This window comes from Amycolatopsis sp. cmx-8-4 (assembly GCF_046548675.1).
GTDB lineage: Bacteria > Actinomycetota > Actinomycetes > Mycobacteriales > Pseudonocardiaceae > Amycolatopsis.
On the sequence record NZ_JAEBDZ010000005.1, the window covers coordinates 368,501 to 393,172 of the forward strand.

At 71.9% G+C, this 24,672-nt stretch carries 26 protein-coding genes; 10 read left to right on the forward strand and 16 right to left on the reverse strand.

The window, feature by feature from the left end; all coding sequences use genetic code 11:
* Positions 1–111: 111 nt before the first annotated feature.
* Positions 112–621 (forward strand): DUF5134 domain-containing protein, encoded by a 510-nt coding sequence (locus tag ACLJQZ_RS13305; RefSeq protein WP_410620430.1) that lies wholly within the window; start codon positions 112–114, stop codon positions 619–621.
* Between the two features lie 11 nt (positions 622–632).
* On the opposite strand, the gene ACLJQZ_RS13310 is transcribed toward ACLJQZ_RS13305, so the two are convergent.
* The 6 genes from ACLJQZ_RS13310 to kstD form a co-directional block, all read right to left on the reverse strand.
* The gene (locus tag ACLJQZ_RS13310; RefSeq protein WP_410620307.1) at positions 633–1,085 is read right to left on the reverse strand and encodes a riboflavin kinase; all 453 of its coding nucleotides are present in this window, start codon (positions 1,083–1,085) and stop codon (positions 633–635) included.
* 162 nt (positions 1,086–1,247) lie between these two features.
* On the reverse strand, positions 1,248–2,093 hold the full coding sequence (locus ACLJQZ_RS13315; RefSeq protein WP_410620308.1) for a MaoC/PaaZ C-terminal domain-containing protein: 846 nt from the start codon (positions 2,091–2,093) through the stop codon (positions 1,248–1,250).
* A gap of 9 nt (positions 2,094–2,102) precedes the next feature.
* Positions 2,103–3,137 carry a 2Fe-2S iron-sulfur cluster-binding protein gene (locus ACLJQZ_RS13320; RefSeq protein WP_410620309.1) on the reverse strand — a complete coding sequence of 345 codons (1,035 nt, stop codon included), beginning with the start codon at positions 3,135–3,137 and terminating at the stop codon, positions 2,103–2,105.
* Positions 3,130–3,387 carry a hypothetical protein gene (locus ACLJQZ_RS13325; RefSeq protein ID WP_410620310.1) on the reverse strand — a complete coding sequence of 86 codons (258 nt, stop codon included), beginning with the start codon at positions 3,385–3,387 and terminating at the stop codon, positions 3,130–3,132. The genes ACLJQZ_RS13320 and ACLJQZ_RS13325 overlap by 8 nt, the downstream gene beginning before the upstream one ends.
* The gene (locus ACLJQZ_RS13330; protein WP_410620311.1) at positions 3,384–4,520 is read right to left on the reverse strand and encodes a Rieske 2Fe-2S domain-containing protein; all 1,137 of its coding nucleotides are present in this window, start codon (positions 4,518–4,520) and stop codon (positions 3,384–3,386) included. Before ACLJQZ_RS13330 ends, ACLJQZ_RS13325 begins: the two co-directional genes overlap by 4 nt.
* Positions 4,517–6,181 carry a 3-oxosteroid 1-dehydrogenase gene (gene kstD, locus ACLJQZ_RS13335; RefSeq protein ID WP_410620312.1) on the reverse strand — a complete coding sequence of 555 codons (1,665 nt, stop codon included), beginning with the start codon at positions 6,179–6,181 and terminating at the stop codon, positions 4,517–4,519. The genes ACLJQZ_RS13330 and kstD overlap by 4 nt, the downstream gene beginning before the upstream one ends.
* A gap of 101 nt (positions 6,182–6,282) precedes the next feature.
* On the opposite strand from kstD, the gene ACLJQZ_RS13340 reads away from it, so the two are divergent.
* The 5 genes from ACLJQZ_RS13340 (at position 6,283) to hsaB (ending at position 11,456) form a co-directional block, all read left to right on the forward strand.
* Positions 6,283–7,884 (forward strand): FAD-binding protein, encoded by a 1,602-nt coding sequence (locus ACLJQZ_RS13340; RefSeq protein ID WP_410620313.1) that lies wholly within the window; start codon positions 6,283–6,285, stop codon positions 7,882–7,884.
* Positions 7,885–7,994: 110 nt separating this feature from the next.
* Complete coding sequence (hsaA, locus tag ACLJQZ_RS13345) at positions 7,995–9,158, forward strand: 3-hydroxy-9,10-secoandrosta-1,3,5(10)-triene-9,17-dione monooxygenase oxygenase subunit (protein ID WP_410620314.1); 1,164 nt, start codon at positions 7,995–7,997, stop codon at positions 9,156–9,158.
* Positions 9,158–10,006 carry a 4,5:9,10-diseco-3-hydroxy-5,9,17-trioxoandrosta-1(10),2-diene-4-oate hydrolase gene (hsaD, locus tag ACLJQZ_RS13350; RefSeq protein WP_410620315.1) on the forward strand — a complete coding sequence of 283 codons (849 nt, stop codon included), beginning with the start codon at positions 9,158–9,160 and terminating at the stop codon, positions 10,004–10,006. Before hsaA ends, hsaD begins: the two co-directional genes overlap by 1 nt.
* The gene (gene hsaC, locus ACLJQZ_RS13355) at positions 10,006–10,920 is read left to right on the forward strand and encodes an iron-dependent extradiol dioxygenase HsaC (protein WP_410620316.1); all 915 of its coding nucleotides are present in this window, start codon (positions 10,006–10,008) and stop codon (positions 10,918–10,920) included. Before hsaD ends, hsaC begins: the two co-directional genes overlap by 1 nt.
* 5 nt (positions 10,921–10,925) lie before the next feature.
* Positions 10,926–11,456 (forward strand): 3-hydroxy-9,10-secoandrosta-1,3,5(10)-triene-9,17-dione monooxygenase reductase subunit, encoded by a 531-nt coding sequence (gene hsaB / locus ACLJQZ_RS13360; RefSeq protein WP_410620317.1) that lies wholly within the window; start codon positions 10,926–10,928, stop codon positions 11,454–11,456.
* 7 nt (positions 11,457–11,463) lie between these two features.
* Here hsaB and ACLJQZ_RS13365 read toward each other — a convergent pair whose 3' ends face one another.
* Positions 11,464–12,024 carry a TetR/AcrR family transcriptional regulator gene (locus ACLJQZ_RS13365; protein ID WP_410620318.1) on the reverse strand — a complete coding sequence of 187 codons (561 nt, stop codon included), beginning with the start codon at positions 12,022–12,024 and terminating at the stop codon, positions 11,464–11,466.
* 126 nt (positions 12,025–12,150) lie between these two features.
* Between ACLJQZ_RS13365 and ACLJQZ_RS13370 the strand changes: the two genes are divergently transcribed.
* Both ACLJQZ_RS13370 and ACLJQZ_RS13375 read left to right on the forward strand, forming a co-directional pair.
* On the forward strand, positions 12,151–13,227 hold the full coding sequence (locus ACLJQZ_RS13370) for a hypothetical protein (protein ID WP_410620319.1): 1,077 nt from the start codon (positions 12,151–12,153) through the stop codon (positions 13,225–13,227).
* A 121-nt stretch (positions 13,228–13,348) separates the two neighbouring features.
* Entirely contained in the window at positions 13,349–13,939 is a 591-nt protein-coding gene (locus tag ACLJQZ_RS13375; RefSeq protein WP_410620320.1) for a hypothetical protein, read from the forward strand.
* Positions 13,940–13,946: 7 nt separating this feature from the next.
* On the opposite strand, the gene ACLJQZ_RS13380 is transcribed toward ACLJQZ_RS13375, so the two are convergent.
* From ACLJQZ_RS13380 to ACLJQZ_RS13420, 9 genes are all read right to left on the reverse strand, one after another.
* Positions 13,947–14,201, reverse strand: coding sequence for a Smr/MutS family protein (locus ACLJQZ_RS13380; protein ID WP_247063355.1), 255 nt, complete (start codon positions 14,199–14,201; stop codon positions 13,947–13,949).
* On the reverse strand, positions 14,198–15,259 hold the full coding sequence (locus ACLJQZ_RS13385; protein WP_410620321.1) for an MBL fold metallo-hydrolase: 1,062 nt from the start codon (positions 15,257–15,259) through the stop codon (positions 14,198–14,200). Before ACLJQZ_RS13385 ends, ACLJQZ_RS13380 begins: the two co-directional genes overlap by 4 nt.
* 9 nt (positions 15,260–15,268) lie before the next feature.
* A complete protein-coding gene (locus ACLJQZ_RS13390) occupies positions 15,269–16,288 on the reverse strand; it encodes a fatty acid desaturase family protein (protein WP_410620322.1) in 1,020 nt (339 codons plus the stop codon).
* A gap of 93 nt (positions 16,289–16,381) precedes the next feature.
* Positions 16,382–17,164: a maleylpyruvate isomerase family mycothiol-dependent enzyme gene (locus tag ACLJQZ_RS13395; protein ID WP_410620323.1), complete on the reverse strand. Its 783-nt coding sequence runs from the start codon at positions 17,162–17,164 to the stop codon at positions 16,382–16,384.
* Positions 17,165–17,384: 220 nt separating this feature from the next.
* Complete coding sequence (locus ACLJQZ_RS13400) at positions 17,385–18,311, reverse strand: acyl-CoA dehydrogenase family protein (protein WP_410620324.1); 927 nt, start codon at positions 18,309–18,311, stop codon at positions 17,385–17,387.
* Positions 18,308–19,192, reverse strand: coding sequence for an acyl-CoA dehydrogenase family protein (locus ACLJQZ_RS13405; RefSeq protein WP_410620325.1), 885 nt, complete (start codon positions 19,190–19,192; stop codon positions 18,308–18,310). The genes ACLJQZ_RS13400 and ACLJQZ_RS13405 overlap by 4 nt, the downstream gene beginning before the upstream one ends.
* Entirely contained in the window at positions 19,189–20,322 is a 1,134-nt protein-coding gene (locus tag ACLJQZ_RS13410; protein WP_410620326.1) for an acyl-CoA dehydrogenase family protein, read from the reverse strand. The genes ACLJQZ_RS13405 and ACLJQZ_RS13410 overlap by 4 nt, the downstream gene beginning before the upstream one ends.
* Positions 20,322–21,161: an enoyl-CoA hydratase gene (locus ACLJQZ_RS13415; protein ID WP_410620327.1), complete on the reverse strand. Its 840-nt coding sequence runs from the start codon at positions 21,159–21,161 to the stop codon at positions 20,322–20,324. Before ACLJQZ_RS13415 ends, ACLJQZ_RS13410 begins: the two co-directional genes overlap by 1 nt.
* A complete protein-coding gene (locus ACLJQZ_RS13420) occupies positions 21,158–22,654 on the reverse strand; it encodes a FadD3 family acyl-CoA ligase (protein ID WP_410620328.1) in 1,497 nt (498 codons plus the stop codon). Before ACLJQZ_RS13420 ends, ACLJQZ_RS13415 begins: the two co-directional genes overlap by 4 nt.
* A 76-nt stretch (positions 22,655–22,730) precedes the next feature.
* Here ACLJQZ_RS13420 and ACLJQZ_RS13425 point away from each other — a divergent pair, with 76 nt between their 5' ends.
* Positions 22,731–23,870: an acyl-CoA dehydrogenase family protein gene (locus tag ACLJQZ_RS13425; protein WP_410620329.1), complete on the forward strand. Its 1,140-nt coding sequence runs from the start codon at positions 22,731–22,733 to the stop codon at positions 23,868–23,870.
* The gene (locus ACLJQZ_RS13430) at positions 23,867–24,643 is read left to right on the forward strand and encodes an SDR family oxidoreductase (RefSeq protein WP_410620330.1); all 777 of its coding nucleotides are present in this window, start codon (positions 23,867–23,869) and stop codon (positions 24,641–24,643) included. Before ACLJQZ_RS13425 ends, ACLJQZ_RS13430 begins: the two co-directional genes overlap by 4 nt.
* Positions 24,644–24,672: the final 29 nt, after the last annotated feature.

Consider the following 24,672-nt stretch of genomic DNA (forward strand, 5'->3'; position numbering starts at 1 on the left):
GGAGGGACTGTCCGCGACGCAGAGTGAGGCCGTCATGCGTGAACCCGCCGAGCCGCCGGCCGTCTCGTAGTGGCCGGCGTGGACTGGGCGCTCACCGCGGTCTTCGCCGCGATGGTGCTGCCCTGCGTGCTGCGGCTCGTCCGCCTCGACTACGTCCGCCTCGGCCGCGGCGTCCGCAACGGCGACCTGGCCGAGCTGCTGCTGGTCGTGGCGATGGTGGCGATGCTCTCGCCGGTCGGCGGCCCGATCCCGGCGGCCGGCTGGCAGGCGGTCCTGGTGCTGACGGCGGGCTGGTTCGCGCTCGCCTGGTGGCGCGGCCGCCAGTCCGGCTGCGCGCACCACGCGCTGTCCGCGGCGGCGATGCTCTACATGGTCACGGCGATGCCCGACGACGGGATGGCGCACGGGCCGTGGCTGACGATGTCCACAATGGACGCTCGGCTGGCGGTGCCGCTGGTCGCGGTGGCCGCCGCGGCCTACTTCGTCGTCGACGCGGCGCGCACGGGCGTGCTCATGGTGCGCGGCCCCGTGGTGTCGGTGTCCGGGCACGCCTCGCGCGCGGCCTGCCGGGTGGTGATGGGCGCCGGGATGGGCTACCTGCTCCTCGCGGCGGCCCTGTGACCGTCCCGGTGTTATCCGGGGATGTGCCGGACCTCGCCGAGCGGGCTGTCGCCGGGCTCGGGCAGCGCGGCGGCGGGGTGGCCGGCGGTCCACTGCGTCGCGACGGCGATGTCGTTCTTGAGCGCGGTGACGAGGTCCTCGGCGGAGGCGTAGGCCTGCTGGTCCCGCAGGTGGGCGCCGAGCCAGACGACGAGGGTCTCGTCGTAGAGGTCGCCGGTGAAGTCCAGCAGGTGCGCTTCGAGCAGCCGGTAGCCGTCGGCTCCGTAGTAGGTCGGCCGCCGCCCGACGGACACGGCCGCGGCGACGCGCGTACCGTCCCCGCGCTGCACCCAGCCCGCCCACACACCGTCGCCGACGGACCCGTCCTGGTCACGGAGAGCGATGTTGGCGGTGGGGAAGCCCAGCTCCCGGCCGCGCTCGTCGCCGTGCTCGACGGTGCCCCGCACCACGAAGTATTCCGGCATCGTGTTCCGTCCTCCCGAGGTCGCTCCCGTCCACGGTAGCGCGCGCACGAGGGGTCGATCACCACCTGGACACGAGTGACGCGGGCCACGCTCCGGCTTGTCGTGAGTGGTTAGGGCGGTTCTAACCGCCCTAACCACTCACGACAAGCCGCGGCAGGCTCGCTAGGCGAACGTCAGGACCGTGTCCGCCAGAACCGGGGCGTCGTCCCGCTCGACGGCCGACGTCGTCACCAGCAGCCGGTCGTCCTCGCGCCAGACCCGGGTCCGGAGGGTCTCGCCCGGGAAGACCACGCCGGCGAACTTCGTCGCGAACGACCCGGCCCGCGACGGGTCGCCGTCCAGGAACTCGTCGATCAGGACCCGGGCCACCACGCCGTACGTGCACAACCCGTGCAGGATCGGGCGCGGGAAGCCCGCCGCCTCCGCGAACGCCGGGTCCGCGTGGAGCGGGTTGCGGTCGCCGCACAGGCGGTACAGCAGCGCCTGCTGCGGCAGCGTCAGCGTCTCGAGCACCGCGTCCGGCTCGCGCATCGGCCACTCGATGCGGTCAGACGGCCCGCGTGACCCGCCGAAACCACCTTCGCCGCGGGCGAAAATGCTCGACCGGGCCGTCCACAGAGGACTGCCGTCCGACGACATGACGTCGACCTCCTGGATGATCACGGCCGCCTTGCCCTTGTCGTGGACGTCCGCGACCCGCGACCGGGCCACCGCCTTGCCTTCGACCGGGATCGGTCCGTGCAGGGTGATCTCCTGCTTGCCGTGCAGCACCTTCGCGAGGTCGATCTCGACCCCCGGGAACGACACCGCCGGCGGCTCGAACACCCGGAGGTTGGCCGCGACCGTGGCGAACGTCGGGACGACCACCAGGTCACGCTCGTAGGTGTAACGCAGCTCGTCCGGGCCCGCGCCCAGCGCCAGGTGGTAGAGCAGCACGTCCGACGACGTCCAGGCGAAGCTCACTTCCCCGATTTCGGCGCCGATCGCGACGGCGGGATCGATGGGCACGCGGTGCTCCTATTCGTAGCTGATCGAGACGTCGTCGGTGACCGGCAGCGACTGGCAGGCGAGCACGATGCCGTCCGCGATGTCCTCGGCGTCGAGGACCTCGTTGTGCAGCATCTTCACCTCACCCGAGGTGATCCGGCACGCGCACGCACTGCATTGTCCCTCGCGGCACGAATACGGCGCGTCGAGGCCCGCGTCGAGGAGGTGGTCCAGGAGCTTGCGGCGGCGCGGCCACGCCATCGACCGCGTCTCGCCGTCGAGCGTCACGGTCAGCGACGCGGGCGCCTCGTCCGAGTCCGGCTCGGCGACCGGCTCCTCGACGGCGTCGAACGGGTTCCCGGACAGCGACGAGAACTTCTCGACGTGCACCCGGTTCCGCGGCACGCCGAGCTGCCCGAGCGCCTCCTTCACGGCCGCCATGAACGGCGCCGGGCCGCACAGGAACGCCTCGTACGCCGGGTACGCGAAAGCCAGGCCGCGCAGCTGCGGCACGTCCGGCAGCCCCTGGACGCTCTCCAGCCAGTGCACGACGACCAGCCGGTCGCCGTAGCGTTTGGCCAGCGACGTCAGCTCGCCGGCGAAGATGACCGACGCCTCGTCGCGGTTCGCGTAGACCAGCACGACCCGGCCGGAGCCCTGCTCCAGCGCCGTCTTGAGGATCGCCATCACCGGCGTGATCCCGCTGCCCGCGGCGAAGAGCAGGAAGTCTTCGTCCACAGAGGACGGCGTGAACACCCCGGCCGGCGCCAGCACGTCCAGGGTCATCCCGGCCCGCAGCTCGTCGCAGATCCAGCTCGACCCGTAACCGCCATCGGTGCGCTTGACCGTCACCTGGACGCGGTTCTCGTGCGGCGCGCTCGACAGCGAATAGCACCGCGCCACCGAACCGGTCCGCTCACTCGGGATCCGCAGCGTCAGGAACTGCCCGGCCGTGTAGGAGAACGCCGATGCGTGCTCGCCGGGGATCTCGAACACCACCGAGCGCGCGTCCGGCGTCTCGACGACGACGTCCGCGACCGTCAGGGTGTAGACCCGCTCAGCCATCCGCGACCGCCAGCGTGCCTTCGCGCACCGCGTCGTCGATGCTGTCCGACAGCTTCGGGCAGGTGTCGAGCAACGCGGTCGGGCGGTCGGCGTCGGCGAACACCGGGCAGCTCTCGGCTGCGTTCGTGGTCCACTGGATGCTGGTGTGGCTGATGCTGTTCTTCTTCACCAGCACGCGGGTCCCGCAGGCGCGGCACTCGTGCGGCCGCAGCCCGCCGGTGAGGAACTCGACGGTCTCCGGCGTGGTCACACCTCGGCCTCCGCCTTCTGCCTGGCCAGGTTCTCCACCACCTCGGCCGACCACGCCTCGTTCGCCTTCGACGTGTCCACTTCGAACTCGAAGCGCCGGGTCATGTCCTCGGTGACGTCGGCGGCGTCGACGTAGAACTGCTGGTACCAGCGGCGAAGCTGGTAGACCGGTCCGTCCTCTTCGCACAGCAGCGGGTTCTCGATCTGCGTCTTGTGCTTCCAGATCTCGACGTCCTGCAGGAAGCCGGCGCCGATGCCCTTCGCCAGCTTCGCCGCGATCTTGTCGGCGTGCTCGTCCGAAAGCCCGTCCTGCTTCTTGACCTTCATGCCGTACTGCAGCACGAACGACGTCGGCGTCACAGGGTAGTGGCAGTTGATCAGCACGCTCTGGATCTCGTAGCCCTGGAAGGAGTTCACCAGGTCGTTGATCATGTACGACGGCCCGAAGTACGACGCCTCCGACCGCAGCAGGTTGTCCTCGCCGCCGTAGTTGGACGCCATGCCCATGTCCGGGCGGCCCTTGGTGTTCAGGTACTGCGTCGCGATGTGGCCTTCGAAGATGTTCTTGAAGTACGTCGGGTACGCGTAGTGGATGTAGAAGAAGTGCGCCATGTCCACGACGTTGTCGATGATCTCACGGCAGTTGGACCCGTCGATGAAGATCGAGTCCCACGTCCAGTTGCTCCACTCGGAGCTGTAGGCCGCCTCGATCCGCGGGATCGCCAGCTCGGCCGGCGGCGGATTGCCTTCGGGGTCGTGCCACACGAACAGCTGGCCGTTCTGCTCCAGCGTCTGCCACGAGCGCGTTCGCGCGCGCAGCGGAACCCGCTTGCCGTAGGGGATCGCGACGCACTTGCCCGTGCCGTTCCAGCGCCAGTCGTGGAACGGGCAGGCGATCTCGTCGCCCTTGACCGTGCCCTGGGTGAGGTCGCCGCCCATGTGCCGGCAGTAGCCGTCGAGCACGTGCAGGTCGCTCTTCGAGTCCGCGAACACCACCAGCTTGGTGCCGAACGCCGTGATGGCGTGCGGTTTCCCGTCGCGGAGGCGCTCGGCCAGCCCCAGGCAGTGCCAGCCCCGGGCGAACCGCGTCGGTGGCTCACCGGCGTAGATGGTGCGTACCGATTCCTGCGTCATCGCTGCCCTCCCGTGGTCCTCTGATCTTCGTTCGCCAGCCGCGTCGCCGCAAGGTAGCCGAACACCATGGCGGGGCCGATGGTCGCGCCGGGCCCGGCGTACGTGCGGCCCATCACGGCCGCGCTGACGTTGCCCGCGGCGAACAGGCCCGGCACGACCGAGCCGTCCTCGCGCAGGACCTGTGCGTGTTCGTCGGTCCGCAGCCCGCCCTTGGTGCCGAGGTCGCCGGGCACGATCTTCACCGCGTAGTACGGCGCCTTGTCGAGCGGGCCGAGGCTGGGGTTGGGTTTGTTGCGCGGGTCGCCGTAGTAGTGGTCGTAGGTGCTGAGCCCGCGCTGGAAGTCCTCGTCGACGCCGGTGCGCGCGAAGCCGTTGAACCGTGTGATCGTGGCTTCCAGCGCATCCGCCGGGACGTCGATCTTCTCGGCCAGCCCGGCCAGCGACGACGACTTGACCGCGATCCCGGCCTTGAACCAGCGGCCGGGCAGCGGCTGGCGCGGCCCGACGCCGGTGAACATGTACCGGTCCTTGTAGCGCTGGTCGAACACCAGCCAGGTCGGGATGTGCTCGCCCGGGCCGTCGCCCTCGCCGTACATCGCGTGTACGGCCTCGACGTAGGGCGCCGACTCGTTGACGAACCGCTCGCCGCGCGCGTCGACCATGACGCACCGCGGGCGCGAACGCTCGGCCAGCGCGAACCACGGGCCGCCGGTGAGCGGCAGCGTCGGGCCCCACCAGGCGTCGTCCATCAGGTCGAGGGCCGCGCCGAGCTTGAGGCCGGCGGTGATGCCGTCGCCGGTGTTCGCCTCCGCGCCGACGGTCCAGTCGGTGCCGATCGGGGCGCGCTGGTACTTCTCGCGCATCTCGAGGTTCTGCTCGAAGCCACCGCTGGCGAGGATCACGCCGCGGCGGGCCGCGATGACTCCTCGCGCGGTGACCACCCCGGTGACCCGGTCGCCTTCGACCTGTAGGTCCACCAGCGCCGTGTTGAGCCGGACTTCGACGTTCGCCCTGGTCAGGCCGATCCGCAAGCCGGCCGCAAGCGCTTGCCCCATGGCCAGCAGGTGCTGCCGCCGGATCCGGCCGACCAGCCACTGCGTGCCCAGCGACAGCAGCCGGACGACGCCGCGGGGGTGCCGCAGGAGCAGGCTCAGCCAGCGGTAGTCGGCCTGGGTGATCGGCACGCCGAGCGGGGGAGCGCTGTACGGCGGTTCGAGGTGCGCCAGCTCGTCGCCGAGCAGGTGGCCGTCGAGGGCGACGGGCTCGACGGACCGGCCGCCGGGCCGCCCGCCGGGCGCTTCGGGGTGGTAGTCGCTGTAGTCGCGGACCCAGCGGAACTTCAGCGGCGTGTGGTCGCAGACGAACCGCAGTACCTCGGGGCCGTGGGCGAGGAACGTGTCGCGCCGGGCGGCCGGGACGACGTCCCCGACGATCGAGGCGAGGTACTCACGCGCCCGTTCGGGTGGGTCGTCGATCCCGGCGGCGCGCAACGCGTGGTTGCCCGGCAGCCAGACCCCGCCGCCGGAGCGCGCGGTCGAGCCGCCGAAACAGGCCGCTTTCTCCAGGAGGACGACGCTCAGGCCGCCGTGAGCCGCGGCCAGCGCGGCGGTCATCCCGGCAGCGCCGCTGCCGACCACGACGACGTCGAACTGCTCCGTCATGCCACCTCACCTATAACGTGTTCCACAAGACAAGTATCCAGTTGAGGGTCGCTTTCGGCCACCATAGACGAGAACGTGTTTCAGTTCTAGGGTAGCGAACCATGGACGAACTCGTCGCGGACGTGGTCATCGTGGGGTTCGGCGCGGCCGGCGCGTGCGCCGCCCTCGAAGCCGCCGACGCCGGTGCGGACGTCGTCATCGTCGAGCGCTTCGCCGGTGGTGGCGCCAGTGCGGTCAGCGGTGGCGTGGTCTACGCGGGCGGCGGCACCCGCCAGCAGCGGGACGCGGGGGTCGACGACACGGTCGACGCGATGTACGAATACCTGCGCCTCGAAGCCGGGGACGTCGTCTCCGACAAGACGCTCCGGCGGTTCTGCGAGGACAGTCGCGAGATGGTCACCTGGCTGGAGGGCAACGGCGTCCCGTTCGAGGGCAGCCTATGCCCGTACAAGACGTCGTACCCGAGTGACGAGCACTACCTGTACTACTCCGGCAGCGAGGCCGCCGGCGGGTTCCGCGACGCGGCGAAACCGGCCCCGCGCGGCCACCGCGTCAAAGGCCCCGGCACGTCCGGGAAGATGCTGATGACGCGGCTGGCCGAAGCCGTGCGACGCCGGGAGATCCGGGTGCTGCCGCAGACGCGGGTGCGCTCGCTGATCCACGACGACCAGGGTGGCATCACCGGGGTCGTCGCCGACAGCCTGCGGGACGCGCCGGCTTCGGTGCAGGCCCGGCACCGACGGCTCGCGCAGTACTCCGCCAAGCCCGGCATCTACGTCCCGGCGCTGCGGAAACCCCTGCACCGCCGGGTCGAACGGCTCGAACGCGCGCACGCCCGCGAGCTGCGGATCACCGCGCGGCGCGGGGTCGTTCTCGCCGCCGGCGGGTTCATCGCCAACCGCGCGATGGTGCGCGAGCACGCGCCCGCCTACCGCGGCGGGCTGCCGCTGGGCACCGCCGCCGACGACGGCTCGGGCATCCGGCTGGGTGTCGAAGCCGGCGGCGCGACCGCGGAACTCGGCCGGATCTCGGCGTGGCGGTTCGTGACGCCGCCGAGCGCGTTCCTCGGCGGGATCATCGTCGACGCCGGTGGCCGGCGGATCATCGACGAGTCGCGCTACGGCGCCGCCGTCGGCGAACGGCTGATCGAGCGGCACGACAGCAAGGGCTGGCTGCTGGTCGACGCGCCGATCGTCGCCGAGGCCCGGCGTGACGGCACCAAGCAGAGCCAGTGGTTCCAGGGCCTCCAGCTGCGGTACCTCCTGCGGCGCGGGCGGGTCGTCGGCTCGACGGTCGAAGAAGCGGCACGCAAGGCCGGTGTCGACCCCCAGGGCCTGCGCGCGAGTGTCGAGGCCTACCACGGTGCCGAGGACCCGATGGGCAAGCCCGCCGAGTTCGCCCGGCGTCTCGACAACCCGCCGTTCTCGCTCATCGACGTCTCGGTGCGGCCCAACCTCGGCTACCCGACGCCGATGCTGACGCTCGGCGGCCTGGTCGTGGACGAGGACACCGGCGCGGTCCGGAGCACGGCGGGCGCGTCGATCCCCGGCCTGTACGCGGCCGGGCGCACCGCGGTGGGAATCTGTTCCAGGTCCTACGTCAGCGGTCTCTCGCTGGCCGACTGCGTGTTTTCCGGCCGCAGGGCGGGGATCAACTCCGCCTTGGCGCAGGGTGTTCTCGACAAAAACGAGAACGTGTTCTAGTCTTGCGGGAGTGAACGCGAGAGAGGAATGCGCATGAGCGAGCCTGCGAGCGAATCATCAAACACTGCGCGCGCCGCTCAGGCCGGCCTGAGCGTCAGCGAGGGCCGCGCATGAGCGAGCAGGTGATCGCCGGGGTCCGGGACCTCCTGCCGGTCCTGCGGGAACGGGCCCAGGACACCGAGGACGCGCGACGCGTCCCCGAAGAGTCCGTCAAGGCCCTGCAGGAGACCGGGTTCTTCAAGATGCTGCAACCGAAGCCGTACGGCGGTTTCGAGTCGGACCCGGTGAGCTTCTACACCGCGGTGAAGCTGATCGCGAGCGCGTGCGGGTCCACCGGCTGGGTCGCCTCCATCCTCGGCGTCCACCCGTGGCACGTGGCGTTGTTCGACGCTCAGGCGCAGGAAGAGGTGTGGGGCGACGACGAGGACGTCCGGATCTCCTCGTCGTACGCCCCCATGGGCAAGGCCGAGGTGGTCGAAGGCGGCTACCGGCTCTCCGGCCGGTGGAGCTTCTCGTCCGGCTGCGACCACTGCACGTGGGTGCTGCTCGGCGGGCCGGCGTTCAAGGACGGCAAGCCGGTCGACTTCTGTACTTACCTGCTGCCGATCGCGGACTACTCCATTGTGGACGTCTGGGACACGGTCGGGCTGCGGGGCACCGGCTCCAACGACATCGTCGTCGAGGACGTCTTCATCCCGCAGCACCGGGCGCTGAGCTTCATCGCGACGTCGAAGTGCAAGGTGCCGGGCCAGGCCGTCAACCCCGGGCCGCTGTACCGGCTGCCGTACGGGTCGGTGCACCCGTCCACGATCACCGCGCCGATCATCGGCATGGCCCAGGGGGCCTACGACGCGCACGTCGAGCACCAGGGCAAGCGGGTGCGCGCCGCGTACGCCGGTGAACAGTCCAAAGAGGACCCGTTCGCCAAGGTGCGGATCGCGGAGGCGGCCAGCGAGATCGACGCCGCGTGGCTGCAGCTGACCCGCAACATCGACGAGCTGTACCAGCTGGCCAAGCGGGAAGAACGGCTGCCCGTGGACCTGCGGCTGCGCGTCCGGCGCGACCAGGTGCGCGGCACCGAACGCGCGATCGGCGCGATCGACCGGCTCTTCGAGAACTCCGGCGGCCGGGCCATCCAGCGCGGCACGCCGATCCAGCGCTTCTGGCGCGACGCGCACGCGGGCCGGGTGCACGCGGCCAACGACGCCGAGCGCGCCTACGTCATGTACGGCACCGGGGCCTTCGGGCTCCCCGTCGAGAACGCGATGTACTGATGGCCGCGCCGGAAGGGAAGTACGCCGAGGTCGCGGGGGGCCTGAAGCTGCACTACCACGAGGCCGGCGCCGAGCACGCCGAGACGGTGATCCTGCTGCACGGCGGCGGGCCCGGCGCGTCGGCGTGGAGCAACTTCGGGCGCAACCTGCCGGAGTTCGCCAAGCACTACCGGACGATCGCCGTCGACCAGCCCGGCTTCGGCCGGTCGGGCAAGCCGACCGCGCACCCGCAGTACTTCCGCCACAGCGCGGACGCCGTCGCAGGCCTGATGGACGCGCTCGGCGTCGAAACCGCGCACTTCATCGGCAACTCGCTCGGCGGCGGGGCCGCAGTCCGGCTGGCGCTGAACCACGGCAAGCGCGCCGGCCGGCTCGTGCTGATGGGGCCGGGCGGGCTGAGCGTCAACCTCTTCGCGCCCGACCCGACCGAGGGCGTCAAGAACCTCGGGAAGTTCGGCGCGAAACCCAGCCGCGAGCGGATGGAAGCGTTCCTGCGCATCATGGTCCACGACCAGGCGCTCATCACCGACGAGCTGATCGACGACCGGTTCGCCGCGGCGAACACCCCGGAGTCGCTCGCCGCGATGCGGGCCATGGGGATGTCGTTCGCCCAGCCCGAAACCTACGAAGAGGGCATGCTCTGGCGCGAGGCCCACCGGCTGCGCCAGCGCGTGCTGCTGATCTGGGGCCGCGAAGACCGCGTCAACCCGCTTGACGGCGCGTTGGTCGCGCTGAAGACCATCCCGCGCGCGCAGCTGCACGTGTTCGGCGGCTGCGGGCACTGGGCCCAGCTGGAGAAGTTCGACGAGTTCAACCGGCTGGCCCTCGACTTCCTCGGGAGTTCCTGATGGGCATCCGGTCGCTGGGCTACCTCCGCGTCGAAGCCACCGACATGGCCGCGTGGCGCGAATACGGGCTCAAGGTGCTCGGCATGGTCGAAGGCCAGGGCGAGAACCCCGACGCGCTCTACCTGCGCATGGACGACTTCCCGGCCCGGCTCGTCATCTCGCCCGGCGACGCCGACCAGCTGACGACCACCGGCTGGGAGGCCGCGAACGCCGGCGAGCTGGCCGAGATCCGGTCCCGGTTGGACAGTGCGTCGGTGCCCTACAAGGAGGGCACGCCCGAAGAGCTGGCCGACCGCCGCGTCGACGAGCTGATCAGCTTCGACGACCCGTCCGGCAACACCCAGGAGGTGTTCCACGGCGTCGCGCTGCAGCACCGGCGCGTGGTCAGCCCGTACGGGCACCGCTTCGTCACCGGCGAGCAGGGCCTCGGCCACGTCGTCTTGTCCACAAAGGACGATGAGGCGTCGCTGCGGTTCTACCGTGACGTCCTGGGTTTCCGGCTGCGCGACTCGATGCGCCTTCCGCCGCAGCTGGTCGGCCGGCCCGCCGACGGCGCGCCCGCCTGGCTGCGGTTCTTCGGCTGCAACCCGCGCCACCACAGCCTGGCGTTCTTGCCGATGCCGACGCCGAGCGGGATCGTGCACCTGATGGTCGAGGTCGAGCAGACCGACGACGTCGGGCTGTGCCTCGACCGCGCGATCCGGCGCAAGGTGCCGCTGTCGGCGACGCTCGGCCGGCACGTCAACGACCTGATGCTGTCGTTCTACATGAAGACCCCCGGCGGGTTCGACATCGAGTTCGGCTGTGAAGGCCGGCAGGTCGACGACGAGAACTGGATCGCCCGCGAGAGTACCGCGGTTTCCCTGTGGGGCCACGACTTCTCGGTCGGCGCCCGGCCGCCCGGCGCGCCGTGACGGCGATGGCGGTCGAGGAGACCGCGTTCCGCAGCGTCCTCGGGCACTTCTGCACGGGCGTCACCGTCGTCACCGGCCGCGACGGTGACACGCTGGCCGGGTTCGCCTGCCAGTCGTTCGCCGCGTTGTCGCTCGACCCGCCGCTGGTGCTGTTCTGCCCGGCGAAGACGTCCCGCACCTGGGGGGTGCTCGCGGCTGCCGGCCGGTTCGCGATCAACGTCCTGGCCGAGAACCAGCAGGAAGTCAGCGCGGTGTTCGGCGCCCGCGGCGAGGACAAGTTCGCCCGCTTCGGCTGGACACCCGCGCCGTCCGGGGCGCCGCTGCTCGAAGGCGCGCTGACCTGGATCGACTGCGAGCTGGAAGCGGTGCACGAAGCCGGTGACCACTACGTGGTGATCGGGCGCGTCACGGCGCTGGGCGCGCCGTCGGACGCGCGGCCGTTGCTGTTCCACCGAGGGCAGTACTCGGTCACCGAGCCGGCGCGGGACGCGCTCGCCGCGCTGATGCCGTGGCCGCGCCCGGACGACTGGCTCTGACCCCGCGTCACCGCGGGCGGAGGCCGTCGACGATCACCGCCACGATCTTGGGCACCCGCGCGTCCCACTCGGCTTCGGGCACCCGCGACAGCGCACCCAGGAGCAGGATGACGTCCGCCGCGTCGATCTCTTCGCGCACTCGACCGACGGCTTTTCCCCGCTGGAGCAGCATTTCGAGTGCTTCGTCGAGCCGGTGGTGCTGGCCCGAGTAGAGGTCCTGCCACGCCGAGGCTTCGATCGCCGCCATGACCCCGCGCTTGACCCGCGCGTACTCGACCAGCCGATCGAGCCAGGCGGTCAGGGCCTCGAGCGGCGGGTGCTCGGCCAGCAGCGGCCCCACGGCGTCGACGAGCTGCGTCAGCTCGTACCGGTACACCTCCGCCAGCAGGTGCTCGCGCGTCGGGAAGTGCCGGTAGAGGGTGCCCTGCCCGACGTCCGCGGCCTTGGCGACCCGGTGCAGCTTCAGGTCGGCGGCCGCGCCGTTGGACTCGCTCAGCTCGGCCCGTGCGGCCTCGACGATCCGGTCGCGGTTGGCGACCGCGTCCGACCGGCGTTCCCGAGTGGCCACGACGCCACCAGCCTTCCTTCGCAGTAACCGGACAGTTGTCAGCTTAACCGCCCGGCAAGACTGAGCGGTAACAACGGCCGTCGAGAAGGCGACTTCACTGGGTCGCCGCCGCCCGAGGAGGAGCCCGTGCAGCTGTCCGGTTTCCCGGCCGCGGAGGTCGGGTTCGACCGCGCGGGCACGCTTGCCGGCGATCGGGGCGCGGCGGTGCGGGAGCTGGCCGCCGACCGCGCGACCACCGACCTCGTCGTGCTGAGCCACGGCTGGGACGACCCCGGCACGGCGAGGCACCTGTACGTCGATCTCGCGTCCTCGCTGCGCTCGGTGTGCGACGGACCCCTCGCCTTCGCCTGCGTGCTGTGGCCGTCGCGGAAGTTCGCCGGCTCCGCCGGTCTGGAGGAGCGGCTCGACCTGCTGCGGGAGCTGGTGCCCGAGCACCGGCGGACCATCGACGCGGCGGCCGAGCTCGTCCCGGCGCTCGCGGCCCGCTCGACCGCGCGGACCGCGTTCGCCGCCGCGCTGCTGTCGGTGGCCGCCCCCGCCGCGCAGGACCACGAAGACGCGTCGGCGGAGCTGCTGGCCCTGCCCGGCGGCACCGTGATGGACCGGCTCGCGAAACCGGCGTCCGGGTTCGTCGAGGCCGCGCGACAGCTGCTGGACTACCTGACGTACTACGAGATGAAGGCGCGCGCGGGCGAGGTGGGGGAGCACGGGCTGGCGCCGTTGCTCGGCGCGGTCGCCCGGCCCGGCCTGCGCGTTCACCTGGTCGGGCACGGCTTCGGCGGCCGCCTGGTCACCGCGGCCGCGCTGGCCCGGCCCGCCGGGACGCTGGGCACGCTCACCCTGCTGCAGGCGACGTTGTCGCACCACGCCTTCGCCGAGTCGGGGGTGTACCGCGGCGTGCTCGACGCGCACGTCGTGACCGGCCCGATCCTCGTCACGCACACCGCGGACGACCTGGTCGCCGGGGTCGCGTTCGAGATCGCGTCGCGCGTCACCGGGCTGGGCTACGGCAGCATCGGCCGGGACGGCGCTCAGGGGACCGCCGAAGCCGTGCCGGGCGAGCTGCTGCCGGTCGGCGGGTGCTACGCGTGGCGCCCGGGCGTGCCGCACAACCTGCGGGCCGACGGGTTCGTGCGCGGGCACACCGACGTCCGCGGGCCGGAAATCGCTCACGCGCTGTGGTCGGCGATCGCGGCCGGTTAGCTCGGGCGGGTGGTTGTGCAGGGGTTCACAGGTGGGCCGCGTCCCATTCACGTGAGAAAGCCGACGCTTCGCGCGCACACTGACGGTGCAGAGTCTGTTCCCGGGGAGGAGTGTGCCGCGCATGCAGGGTCGGATCGCCCGGTTCCGGCGCCGGTTGTTCCCCGGCGGCAACCCGCTCGCCCGGTTCGGCGACCGCGTCGAAGCCGCGTTGCTGCTCCTGCTGGTCGCGGGGGCGCTGCTGACGCTCCCGTTCGCGGCCGCCGTCGGCTCCGACACCTACGCCGCACAGACCGCCCGCGCCGAGCAGGAGCGCACCACGCGTCGGCCAGCGACGGCGACCTCGCTGGCCGCGGCCGCCACGCAGACCTACAGCACCGACGGTGCCGGCGCGCCCGCCGACCAGACGACCGTCCCGGCGGCCTGGTCCGACGCCCGCGGCACCCGGCACACCGGCGACGTCCTCGCCGACTCCGGCAGCCCGAAGGGCACGCACGTGTCGGTGTGGCTGGACCAGCGCGGCGAGCTGACGACCGAGCCGCTCTCGCCGGCCACCTCGGCGGCCGACGGTGTGTTCGCGGCGATCCTGCTCTGGGTCGCCGTCACCGGAGCACTGGCCGCGCTCTACGGCCTCGCCCGGTTCGTCCTGGGCCGCCGCCGCGCCGCGGCGTGGGACCGGGCCTGGGCGCAAGCCCGCCACGACAGCCGGTTCTGAGCGTCCTTCACTTCCAGCGGAAGTGCACGAAGACCCGGCCGAAGTTGTCCTTGTCCTTTTCGATCCGGTGGTAGAGCGCCTTGATGTCCTTGCGCTCGAGGAACCGCAGGACGTGCTTCTTCAGCTGCCCCGAGCCCTTGCCGGGGATGATCTCGACGAGCGGCGCCTTCTTGGCGACGGCCTCGTCGATGATCCCCTGCAGGGCCTTGTCGATCTCGCCGCCGCGGTTGTAGATGTCGTGGAGGTCCAGCTTCAGCTTCACAGGGCCTGCCACCAGCCGTCGACCGCCGGTGGTTCGCCGACGTCCACGCGCTCGCCCGGGCGGGGGATCGCCAGCGGGATGTCGGCCGCCTTCGCCTCGGTCCAGACGCGGTCCGCCGGCTCGCCCCACGGGTGCATCGCCAGCGAGAACGTCGCCCAGTGGACCGGGACCAGCAGTTTCGCCCGGACGTCGAGGCCCGCCGCGACGCCTTCCTCCGGCGTCATGTGGATGTCCGGCCACTGCGGGGCGTACGCGCCGATCTGGACCAGGGCGACGTCGAAGGGGCCGTGCTCGGCGCCGATGCTCGCGAAGCCGTCGAAGTAGCCCGTGTCGCCGGTGTAGAAGACCCGGTGCCGCGGGCCGAGCAGCGCCCACGACGTCCACAGCGTGTCGTCGTTCGTGATGCCGCGGCCGGAGAAGTGCTGGGCCGGCGTCGAGATGAACCGGACGCCGGCCACCGTCGCCTCTTCGTGCCAGTCCAGCTCGATGATCCGGTCGGCCGGGACGTGCCAGCGCTCCAGGTGCGCGCCGACGCCCAGCGGCACCAGGAACGGCGCCGCGGTCGACGTCACCAGTGAGCGGATGGTCGCCAGGTCGAGGTGGTCGTAGTGGTCGTGGGAGATGACGACGGCGTCCACCCGGCCGACCCCGGACAGCGGCACCGGCGGCTCGTGCAGCCGCCGCGGGCCGGCGAACGTCGCGGGCGAGACGCGGTCGCTCCACACCGGGTCGAGCAGCACGCGGGCGCCGTCCAGCTCCACCAGCGTCGACGCGTGGCCGTACCAGGTCAGGTGCAGGCCCTCGGCCGTCTCGACCGGCGCGGCCTTCACCATCGGGATCGCACCGGCCGGTTTGCGCAGCTCACGGTCGGTCCCGAAGAACATCTCGCGGAAGATGGTGCTCATCGACGCCGCGGTCATCGGGTGCCGCGGCGCCACGTTGCGGAACACCTTGCCGTCGAACTGCGGCGACCGGCGCACCCGCTCGGCCCGGGCCCCGGCGGCCTTCGCGCCGAACGCCGCCGGCAGGTCACGCAGGGCCGCGATCTTCTTCCTCATACGATGAGTCTACGAACGGTTCCTGAGAGGCGCCCCAGCTTCATGCAGGTGGGTGAGCGCCTGCCGGTAGGACTCCACCAGGCTCGTCTGCAGGTACGGGACGCCCAGCTCGGCGCAGTAGCCCTGGACGATCGGCTGAGCTTGGCGCAGGTGCCGCGACGGCATGCTCGGGAACAGGTGGTGCTCGATCTGGTAGTTGAGGCCGCCGAGGGCGACGTCGACGACCGCGCCGCCGCGGACGTTGCGGGAGGTCAGCACCTGCTTGCGCAGGAAGTCGAGCTCGGGCCGCCCGGTGAGCGTCGGCATGCCCTTGTGGTTGGGCGCGAAGATCGATCCCATGTAGACACCCCACAGTCCTTGGTGGACGGCGAAGAACAGCAGGGCCATGCCCGGCGACAGCACCGTGATCAGCGCGCTGAAGTAAACGGCGAAGTGCAGGGCGAGCAGGGCGGCCTCGACGCCGCGGTGGCGCAGGCCCGGCTTGCGCACCGCGCGGATGCCGGACCAGTGCAGGTTCAGCCCCTCGAGGGTGAGCAGCGGGAAGAACAGGAAAGCCTGGTAGCGCCCGATGAACCGCGGGACACCGCGGCTGGCGCGGGCCTGCTCCTTCGACCACACCAGGATGTCCGGGTCGACGTCGGGGTCGAGCTCCTCGTGGTTCGGGTTGGCGTGGTGGCGGGTGTGCTTGTCCATCCACCAGCCGTAGCTCATGCCGACGCCGAGGTTGCCCGCGATCATCCCGGCGATCTCGGTCGGCCGCCGGCGCCGGAACACCTGCTTGTGCGCGAGGTCGTGGGAGAGCAGCGCGATCTGGCCGAACATCACGGCCTGGAACGCGGCGACGGCCAGCTGCCACCACGAGTTCCCGAGGAAGGCGAAGGCGACCCAGCCGGCGGCGAAGAGCGTGGTCACGACGGCGATCCGGGCGGTGTAGTAGCCGGGCCGGCGCCTCATCAGGCCGGCGGCGGAGATGCGGTGGCTCAGCCGGGCGAAGTCGCTGCCGGTGTGCACGAGGTTGTCTGCGGTCACCGTGCCGAGTCTTCGGGGATTCGGCGTCGTGCGGCAGCCTGCGGGCCGGTGGGAGTTTCGGGGGGCCGGCCCTACCCCCGCGCCTGGTAGGGCTCAGCCGCTGACGTGCGCGGAGTGGTCCACCCAGTGCTGCGCGAGGGCCGGGTCACCCTCGATGGTGACGTCTCCGGCGAGTGGGCCGCGGCGGGTCAGGGCCAGCAGCAGCGCGCCGGCCGGACCGGTCACCGTCACGTCGGCCGGCCGGGTTTCCGGCCGCCACGTCACCCCGGCGGGCTGCCGTTCGACGAACCAGGCGGCCGCGGTGTCCGTGGCCCGCCACTGCAGGGTCTGCCCGCTGCCGCGGAGGGCCTGGGCGGACTCCGGCCGCTGCATCGCCCAGGTGGGCGAGGTGAGCATCGCGAAGTGGTTGGTGATCAGCGCGGTGGCGACGCCGGCCTCGACCTCGGCCGGCCGGCCCGCCGCGGCGGCCCCGTCGAAGCCGTGCACGACGGCTTCGTTCAGCATGCTGGACAGCCAGAACTGCGTTCCGGTCCGGCCGTCCGTGGCGGCGTTGAACACCGGCGCGTCGAGTGCGTCGTCGGAGCACGCGCTCGTGACCCGCCGCGCGGCCGCCGAAAGCCACTCCGTCCACTCGCCGGGGTCGGCGGGCAGCGCGACCACTTCCGTGGGCAGCTGGGTCGGGTCGGTGATCCGCCGTTCGACGATCTCCGCGACCCAGTTCTGGGTCTGGCCCAGGTGCGCGACCAGTTCGGTGACGGTCCACTCCGGCGCGGTCGGCACCGCCGCGGCCGGCCCGGCCGTCGCGGCGGCTTCCGCCAGGCGCTGGGTGTGCTCGACGATCGCGCGCCGGGCCGTGTCCGCGTTCAGTTCAATCATCGGGGTTTCCTCTGCGTCCGGGTGGTCCTTCGACCGTGCGTCGAACGACCGTAGCGGGAATCGACACCCCGTCGGCACGACTTTCGAAAAGGGCCGGCGTACCCCCGGGTACGCCGCCCCGGCGGGCGTCACAGGCTGGGGGCCGTGATGTCCCCGGCGGCCGTGGTCCGCCGCGACCGCGCGCCTTGGCGGGCGCTTGAGGTAGCGGGCGGCTGAACGCTCAGCGCACGCGTGGCAGGTGGTGGTGGGGCGCACCGAACAGCTGCGACGCCGAGTGGGCGCGCTTGAAGTAGCGGTGCGCCGGGTGGTCCCACGTGATGCCGATGCCGCCGTGCAGCTGGATCATCTCCGCTGCCACCGCCGACAGCGCTTCCGAGCAGTACACCTTCGCCACCGCCGCCAAGTCCGCGTATGCCGCCGAGCGGGCCGTCTCCACCAGGACGTGCAGGTCCGCCATGCGGTGTTTCAGCGCCTGGAAGCCGCCGATCGGGCGGCCGAACTGCTGCCGTTGCTTCGTGTAGTCGACGGTGATCTCCAGCGCCCTCGCCGCCGCGCCGGTCTGTTCGGCGGCGAGGAGCAGGCAGGCGAAGTCGCGTAGCGCGCCGACGTCCAGGGGGCCGAGACGGCGGGCGGGGGTGTGGTCGAAGGTCACCGTGGCGAACCGGCGCGTCTCGTCCAGGGACGGCACGTGCTCGCGGACCGCGTCGGCCGGGTCCGCTTCGTGCAGTCCGTCGGCCGTGGCAACCAGTAGGATTTCCGCTGTGTCGCCGTCCAGGACGTAGTGCGCGCGTCCGTCCACGGTCGACAAATCGTCCCGGCAGGCCGCCGTGTCCCAGCGTCCGTCCTCGCCGGTCCAGGCCAGCGCCGCGACCGCACCCGAGGCGAGCCGGGGGAGCAGCGCGGTGTCGCCGCTGGCGAGCACGGCCCGGGTCGTGACGGCCGAGCCGAGGAACGGCACGTCCGACAGCACGCGGCCGAGTTCCTCCGCGACGATCCGGAGTTCCGTGAGTCCCGCGCCCAGGCCGCCGTGCTCCTCAGGGATGGCCAGCGCGGGTACGCCGACGTCGCACAGCGCGGGCCACGGCTCGGCCTCCCGGTCCAGGAGTTTCCGGACCGTGGCACGGAGTTCGTCCTGCTCCGGGGTCATCCGAGCGCCGCCAGCACCCGGCGCCGGTGCGCCGCCGCCGTGCCCCACGCCGTGGTCAGGGCCCGGACCCGCAGCAGCCGCCGGCCCAGCGGGTGCTCGGCCGTGTAGCCGATCGCGCCGTGCACCTGCAGGCCCGTGCGGGCCGCGAGCAACGCGGCCTCGCCACAGGCCACCTTCGCCGCCGAGACGTCTTCCGAAGCGAGGGTCACGGCCGCGCCGTACAGCAACGGGCGCGCCAGCTCCAGCGCCGTGACGACGTCGGCGAGCAGGTGCTTGACGGCCTGGTACCGCCCGATCTCGCGGCCGTACTGCCGCCGTTGCCCGGCGTAGGTGACAGACGTCGTCAGCAGCCAGTTCCCGGCGCCGAGCAGCTGGGCCGCCGTCGCCAGGACACCCAGATCGAACGCGCGCGCCGGGTCGAGCGCCGGTCCGAGGTCCTCGCCGGGAACGGCTTCGAAGAGCCGTCGTGACGGGTCCACCGAGGACAGTTGATCGCCGGGGGTGAAGGTGCGCAAGCGCTTGCCATCAAGGAAAACCCGCAGGTCGGCTGTGTCGGCGTCGAGCGCGTAGGGCACGTGCGGCGCGAGGACCACCGACGCCCGCGTCTCGCCGGCGGCCACCGACGCGAGCACCGGGTCGTCGAGCAACGCGGGCAGCACGGCCACCGTGTCGGTCCACGGCCCCGGCACGCCGTGGTGGCCCAGGGCCTCGAACGCGACCACGAGGTCGACGGGGGAGGCGCCCAGGCCGTCGTGCTTCTCGGGGACGCCGAGCGCCGTGACGCCCAGGTCGGCGAGCTTCGGCCAGTCGTCCGTTGTGGACAGCAGGTCGTGCAGGGACGCGGCGAACGCCGTCTGCTCGGCGGTCAATCCGAACCTCATCGGTCCTCCCGGGGCAGGCCGAGCAGGCGTTCGGCGACGATCGTGCGCTGGATCTGGTCGGTGCCGCCGTAGATCGGGCCGGCCAGCGAGAACAGCCAGCCGTCGCTCCAGGGGCCGCGCAGCTCGGCGTCCGGGCCCAGCAGGTCGAGCGCCGTCTCGTGCAGCTCGACGTCCAGGTGCGACCAGAAGAGCTTGTTGACGCTCGACTCCGGCCCGAGCTGCCCGCCTTCGGCGAGCTTGGTGACCGTGCCGAACGTGTAGAGCTGGTAGGCGCGGGCGCCGATCCAGGCGTCGGCCACCCGGTCCGCGGTGGCTTCGGGACGGCCCGCGCCGGACCACAGCGCCGTCAGCCGGCCGGCCGCGGCGAGGAACCGGCCGGGGCTGCGCAGCGACAGCCCGCGTTCGTTGTTGGCCGTCGTCATCGCGACCTTCCAGCCGGCGCCGGGCTCGCCGATGACGTCGGCGTCCGGAACGAAGACGTCGTCGAAGAAGATCTCGGCGAAGCCCGGCTCGCCGTCCAGCTGCGGGATCGGGCGCACCGTGACGCCGTCGGCGCGCAGGTCCGCCATCAGGTAGGTCAGGCCGCGGTGCCGTTCGGCTTCGGGGTCGCTGCGGAACAGGCCGAACGCGCGATCGGCGTAGGCCGCCCGCGAACTCCACGTCTTCTGTCCGTTGAGGACCCAGCCACCGTCCACTCGCGACGCCGTGCTGCGCAGCGCGGCGATGTCGCTGCCCGCCTCCGGCTCCGACCACGCCTGCGCCCAGACCTCTTCGGAGCGCGCCATCTTCGGCAGGATCCGGGCCAGCTGCTCGTCGGTGCCGTGGGAGAAGAGCGTCGGCGCCAGCATGAAGATGCCGTTCTGGTTGACGCGCAGTGGCGCGCCGGCCGCGTAGTACTCCTCCTCGAACAGCACCCACTCCAGGAGGCTCGCGTCGCGGCCGCCGTACTCCGCCGGCCAGGAGACGACCGACCAGCGCGCGTCGGCCAGCTCGGCCTCCCACTCGCGGTGGGCGGCGAAGCCCGCCGGCGTGTCGAACGAGGGGAGCGGTTCGGCGGGGACGTGCGACGCCAGCCATTCGCGGGCTTCGTCGCGGAACGCTTCGGCGTCGGGGGAGAGGTCGAGGTCCATCAGCGATCCCGCATGGACCGGGCGTCCAACCCGGCCAGGGAGTCGCCGGCGGTCTCGGCGTTGTGCGCGTGCGCGAAGTGGTGCAACCCGAACACACTGTCCATTCCGGACCGCAAGCCCATCTGGTCCTCGGCCTGGTTCACGGCCTTCTTGGCCAGCGCGAGGCCGAACCGGGGCATCTCGGCGATCTTCGTGGCCAGTTTGAGTGTCTCCTCTTCGAGGTCGGCGCGCGGGACGACCCGGTTCAGCATGCCCCAGTCGAGGGCCTGCTGGGCGGTGAAGCGCTCGCCGGTGAACAGGACCTCCTTGGCCCGGCGCGGCCCGAGCACCCACGGGTGCGCGAAGTACTCGACGCCGGGAATCCCCATACGCACCACGGGATCGGCGAAGAACGCGTCGTCGGAGGCGACGATCAGGTCGCACACCCAGGCCAGCATCAACGCACCGGCGATGCACGCGCCCTGGACGCTGGCGATCGTCGGCTTCGGGATCTCCCGCCAGCGGCGGCACATCCCCAAGTACACTTCGGACTCCCGCGCGAACCGCTGGTCACCGCCCGCCGCGTCGACGTGGTCCCACCACATCACGGCCTTGCGCTCGAACGAGACGTCCGCGTCGCGGCCCGGCGAGCCGATGTCGTGCCCGGCGGAGAAGTGCTTGCCCGCGCCCGCCAGCACGATCACCTTCACCTCGGCGTCGTCGACGGCCCGGGTGAACGCGGCGTCCAGCGCGTAGGTCATCGCCGAGTTCTGCGCGTTGCGGTACTCGGGCCGGTTCAGGGTGACGACCGCGACCGGCCCGCGCACCTCGTACGTGACCTCCTCGCCGATGTCGCTCATGCTTCCTCCCGCAGAACTCGTTTGAGCACCTTGCCCGACGGCGTGCGCGGCAGCTCGTCCCGGAACTCGACGTGCCGGGGCCGCTTGTAGTTCGCCAGGTTGGCCTTGCAGTGGTTCAGGACGTCCTCAGTGGACAGTGTGACGCCCGGTCGCGGCCGGACGTAGGCCTTGCCGACCTCGCCGTAGACCGGGTCCGGCACGCCGACGACGACGGCCTCGGCCACGCCGTCGAGCCAGCCGAGCGCCTGTTCGACCTCGGCCGGGTAGACGTTGAAGCCGCCGCAGATGTACATGTCCTTGATCCGGTCGACGATCCGCAGGTGCCCGGACCCGGTGAGGACGCCGACGTCGCCGGTGTGCAGCCAGCCGTCGGTGTCGATCGCCTCGGCGGTGGCGGCCGGGTCGTCGAGGTAGCCGAGCATCACGTTCGGCCCGCGCAGCAGCACCTCGTCACGCTCGCCGAGCCGGACCTCGAACCCGGCGGCGGGCCGGCCGACGGTCCGCGCGATCAGGTCGGGCGGGTCGGTGCGCAGCGACATCGTCGCGACGACGGCTTCGGTCAGCCCGTACGCGGTGAGGACCAGGTCGAAGCCGAGTTCCGCCTGCATCCGTTCGACGAGCGCCACCGGGACGGTCGCCGCGCCGGTGACGGCCAGCCGGAGCGTGGACAGGTCGTACGCGGGGCGGTCGGGGGCGTCGAGGAGGACCTGGAAGATCGTCGGCGCGCCCGGCAGCACGGAGATCCGCTCGTCCTGGATCAGCCGGAGGGTCTCGGCGACGGCGAAGGTGCGCTGCGGCACGAGCGTCGTGCCGTGCAGCGTCGCGGCCAGGATCCCGGCCTTGTAGCCGAAACTGTGGAAGAACGGGTTGATCACGAGGTAGCGGTCGTGTGCGTTCAGTTCGCCGCACTCGGCCCACGCGGCGGCGACGCCGAGGGCCTGCCGGTGCGACGACATCGCGCCCTTGCTGCGGCCGGTCGTGCCGGAGGTGAAGAGGATGTCGCTGACGTCGTCCGGCCGCGCGGGGCTGGTGAAGGTGTCGTCGAAGCTGTCGAGTGCGGCCCATTCGGTGACGCCGTCGACCGGGTCTTCCGGGCCCTCGACCGGGATCCGCAGGACCGTGGGCGGGCGTTCGGTCAGGTCCGCGAGCCGGTCGGCGCCGAGGAACGTCCCGGTGATGGCGAGGGCCGAGACGCCGCCGCGGGTCAGGACGTCTGCGGTTTCCCGCGCGGTGAAACGGGTGCTGATCGGCACCAGCGTCGCGCCGGCGTAGTGCGCGCCGAGCGCCGCGACCGGCCAGTGCCACGTGTTGGGCGCGCAGACCGCGACGCGGTCACCCGGCCCGATCCCCGCGGCGGCGTAGAAGTTCGCGCACTGCCGCACCCGCGAAGCCAGCTCCGGCCAGGTCAGCCGGACGTCGCCGTCCACCAGTGCTTCACGCGCGGGGAACCGCTCCGCCGCGGCGTCGAGCGCCGCCGGGACGGTCTCCGTCATCACGGCCTCCCTAGCAAGTGCTTGGTAGGGTAGCCTACGCAGGAGCCCCGGTTTTGGCCAGAGTCGAGGAGGCGGCGTGGTGGACGACTTCCGTGACGAAGTGCGGACTTGGCTGGCCGAACACCTGCGCGGCGACTTCGCGAAGCTGCGCGGCCGCGGCGGCCCCGGCCGCGAGCACGAGGCGTTCGAAGAGCGCCTGGCCTGGGAACGCGAACTCGCCACCGGCGGCTGGAACTGCGTCGGCTGGCCCGTCGAGCACGGCGGCCGCGGCGCGACCCTCGAGCAGCAGGTCGTCTTCCACGAGGAGTACGCCCTCTCCGACGCTCCGGCCAAGGTCGGGCACTTCGGCCAGGAACTCCTGGGCCCGACGCTCATCGCGTTCGGCACCCCGGAACAGCAGCGCCGGTTCCTGCCGCCGATCGTCGCCGCCGAAGAACTGTGGTGCCAGGGCTACTCCGAACCCGGCGCGGGCTCCGACCTCGCCGCCGTCTCGACGTCGGCCCGGCTCGACGGTGACGAGTGGGTGGTCACCGGGCAGAAGGTCTGGACGTCGCTGGCGCAGCACGCGGACTGGTGTTTTGTCATCGCCCGCACCGAACCCGGCTCGAAGCGCCACAAGGGACTGTCCTACCTGCTCGTCCCGATGCGACAGTCCGGAGTGGACGTCCGCCCGATCGTCCAGCTGACCGGCACGGCGGAGTTCAACGAGGTCTTCTTCGACGGCGCCCGCACCGCGCGCGGCCTGGTGGTGGGCGAGCCGGGTGACGGCTGGCGCGTCGCGATGGGCACCCTGGCCGTCGAACGCGGCGTCGCCACCCTCGGCCAGCAGGTCGGCTTCCGGCGCGAGCTGACGGCGTTGACCGACCTGGCCCGGAGCACCGGCGCCCTCGACGACCCGGTGCTCGCCGAGCGCGTCGACCGCGCCTGGCTCGGCCTCGAAGTCATGCGCGCGCACGCCATCCGCACGCTCGGCGACACCGGTCCCGGCACGGCGTCGGTCGCGAAACTCGTCTGGGCGAACTGGCACCGGACGCTCGGCGAGCTGGCCATGGCGATCCGCGGCGCGGCCGGGCTGCTCGCGCCCGGCGGGCTCGACGACTGGCAGCGGCTCTACCTGTTCACCCGCGCCGACACGATCTACGGCGGCTCCGACGAGATCCAGCGGAACATCATCGCCGAGCGCGTGCTCGGCCTGCCCCGGGAGGCGCGCCCGTGATCACCGTCCCGAAGTACCCCGAGGGCGCGAACCTGCTGCGGGACAAGGTGGTCGTCGTGACCGCCGCGGCCGGCACCGGGATCGGCTCCGCGACGGCGAAACGCGCGCTCGAGGAGGGCGCGAAGGTCGTCGTCAGCGACTGGCACGAACGCCGCCTCGGCGAGAAGGCCGCGGAGCTGGCGGACCTCGGCGACGTCCACGCGATCCCCTGCGACGTCACTCAGGAGGAACAAGTGCAGGCCCTCATCGACGGCAGCGTCGAGCGGTTCGGCCGGATCGACGTCGTCGTCAACAACGCCGGGCTCGGCGGCACGAAGTCCCTGGTGGACATGACCGACGAGGAGTGGACCCGCGTCCTCGACGTCACCCTCAACGGCACCTTCCGCGCCACCCGCGCGGCCCTGCGCCGGTTCGCCGTCCAGGGCGACGGCGGGGCGATCGTCAACAACGCGTCCGTGCTCGGCTGGCGCGCCCAGAGAGGGCAGGCGCACTACGCGGCGGCCAAGGCCGGCGTGATGGCCTTGACGCGGTGTGCGGCCGTCGACGCCGCGCCGCTGGGCGTCCGGATCAACGCCGTCGCCCCCAGCCTGGCGATGCACCCGTTCCTCGCCAAGGTGACCAGCGACGAGCTGCTCGCAGAACTGACCGCCCGCGAGGTTTCGGGGAGGGCGGCGCAGCCGTGGGAAGTGGCGAATGTGATCGTGTTCCTGGCCAGTGAGTACTCCTCCTACCTCACCGGCGAGGTCGTGTCCGTGAGTTCGCAACGTGCGTGAGGTGCCTGGATGAGTACCGACGACGTACT

Bases quoted from the DNA above. Each gene is read 5' to 3' on its own strand.
- ACLJQZ_RS13305 (WP_410620430.1), top strand. From the start codon at position 112: ATGGTGCTGCCCTGCGTGCTGCGGCTCGTCCGCCTCGACTACGTCCGC.
- ACLJQZ_RS13310 (WP_410620307.1), bottom strand. From the start codon at position 1,085: ATGCCGGAATACTTCGTGGTGCGGGGCACCGTCGAGCACGGCGACGAG.
- ACLJQZ_RS13320 (WP_410620309.1), bottom strand. From the start codon at position 3,137: ATGGCTGAGCGGGTCTACACCCTGACGGTCGCGGACGTCGTCGTCGAG.
- ACLJQZ_RS13330 (WP_410620311.1), bottom strand. From the start codon at position 4,520: ATGACGCAGGAATCGGTACGCACCATCTACGCCGGTGAGCCACCGACG.
- kstD (WP_410620312.1), bottom strand. From the start codon at position 6,181: ATGACGGAGCAGTTCGACGTCGTCGTGGTCGGCAGCGGCGCTGCCGGG.
- ACLJQZ_RS13340 (WP_410620313.1), top strand. From the start codon at position 6,283: ATGGACGAACTCGTCGCGGACGTGGTCATCGTGGGGTTCGGCGCGGCC.
- hsaA (WP_410620314.1), top strand. From the start codon at position 7,995: ATGAGCGAGCAGGTGATCGCCGGGGTCCGGGACCTCCTGCCGGTCCTG.
- hsaD (WP_410620315.1), top strand. From the start codon at position 9,158: ATGGCCGCGCCGGAAGGGAAGTACGCCGAGGTCGCGGGGGGCCTGAAG.
- hsaC (WP_410620316.1), top strand. From the start codon at position 10,006: ATGGGCATCCGGTCGCTGGGCTACCTCCGCGTCGAAGCCACCGACATG.
- hsaB (WP_410620317.1), top strand. From the start codon at position 10,926: ATGGCGGTCGAGGAGACCGCGTTCCGCAGCGTCCTCGGGCACTTCTGC.
- ACLJQZ_RS13375 (WP_410620320.1), top strand. From the start codon at position 13,349: ATGCAGGGTCGGATCGCCCGGTTCCGGCGCCGGTTGTTCCCCGGCGGC.
- ACLJQZ_RS13385 (WP_410620321.1), bottom strand. From the start codon at position 15,259: ATGAGGAAGAAGATCGCGGCCCTGCGTGACCTGCCGGCGGCGTTCGGC.
- ACLJQZ_RS13395 (WP_410620323.1), bottom strand. From the start codon at position 17,164: ATGATTGAACTGAACGCGGACACGGCCCGGCGCGCGATCGTCGAGCAC.
- ACLJQZ_RS13400 (WP_410620324.1), bottom strand. From the start codon at position 18,311: ATGACCCCGGAGCAGGACGAACTCCGTGCCACGGTCCGGAAACTCCTG.
- ACLJQZ_RS13405 (WP_410620325.1), bottom strand. From the start codon at position 19,192: ATGAGGTTCGGATTGACCGCCGAGCAGACGGCGTTCGCCGCGTCCCTG.
- ACLJQZ_RS13410 (WP_410620326.1), bottom strand. From the start codon at position 20,322: ATGGACCTCGACCTCTCCCCCGACGCCGAAGCGTTCCGCGACGAAGCC.
- ACLJQZ_RS13415 (WP_410620327.1), bottom strand. From the start codon at position 21,161: ATGAGCGACATCGGCGAGGAGGTCACGTACGAGGTGCGCGGGCCGGTC.
- ACLJQZ_RS13420 (WP_410620328.1), bottom strand. From the start codon at position 22,654: ATGACGGAGACCGTCCCGGCGGCGCTCGACGCCGCGGCGGAGCGGTTC.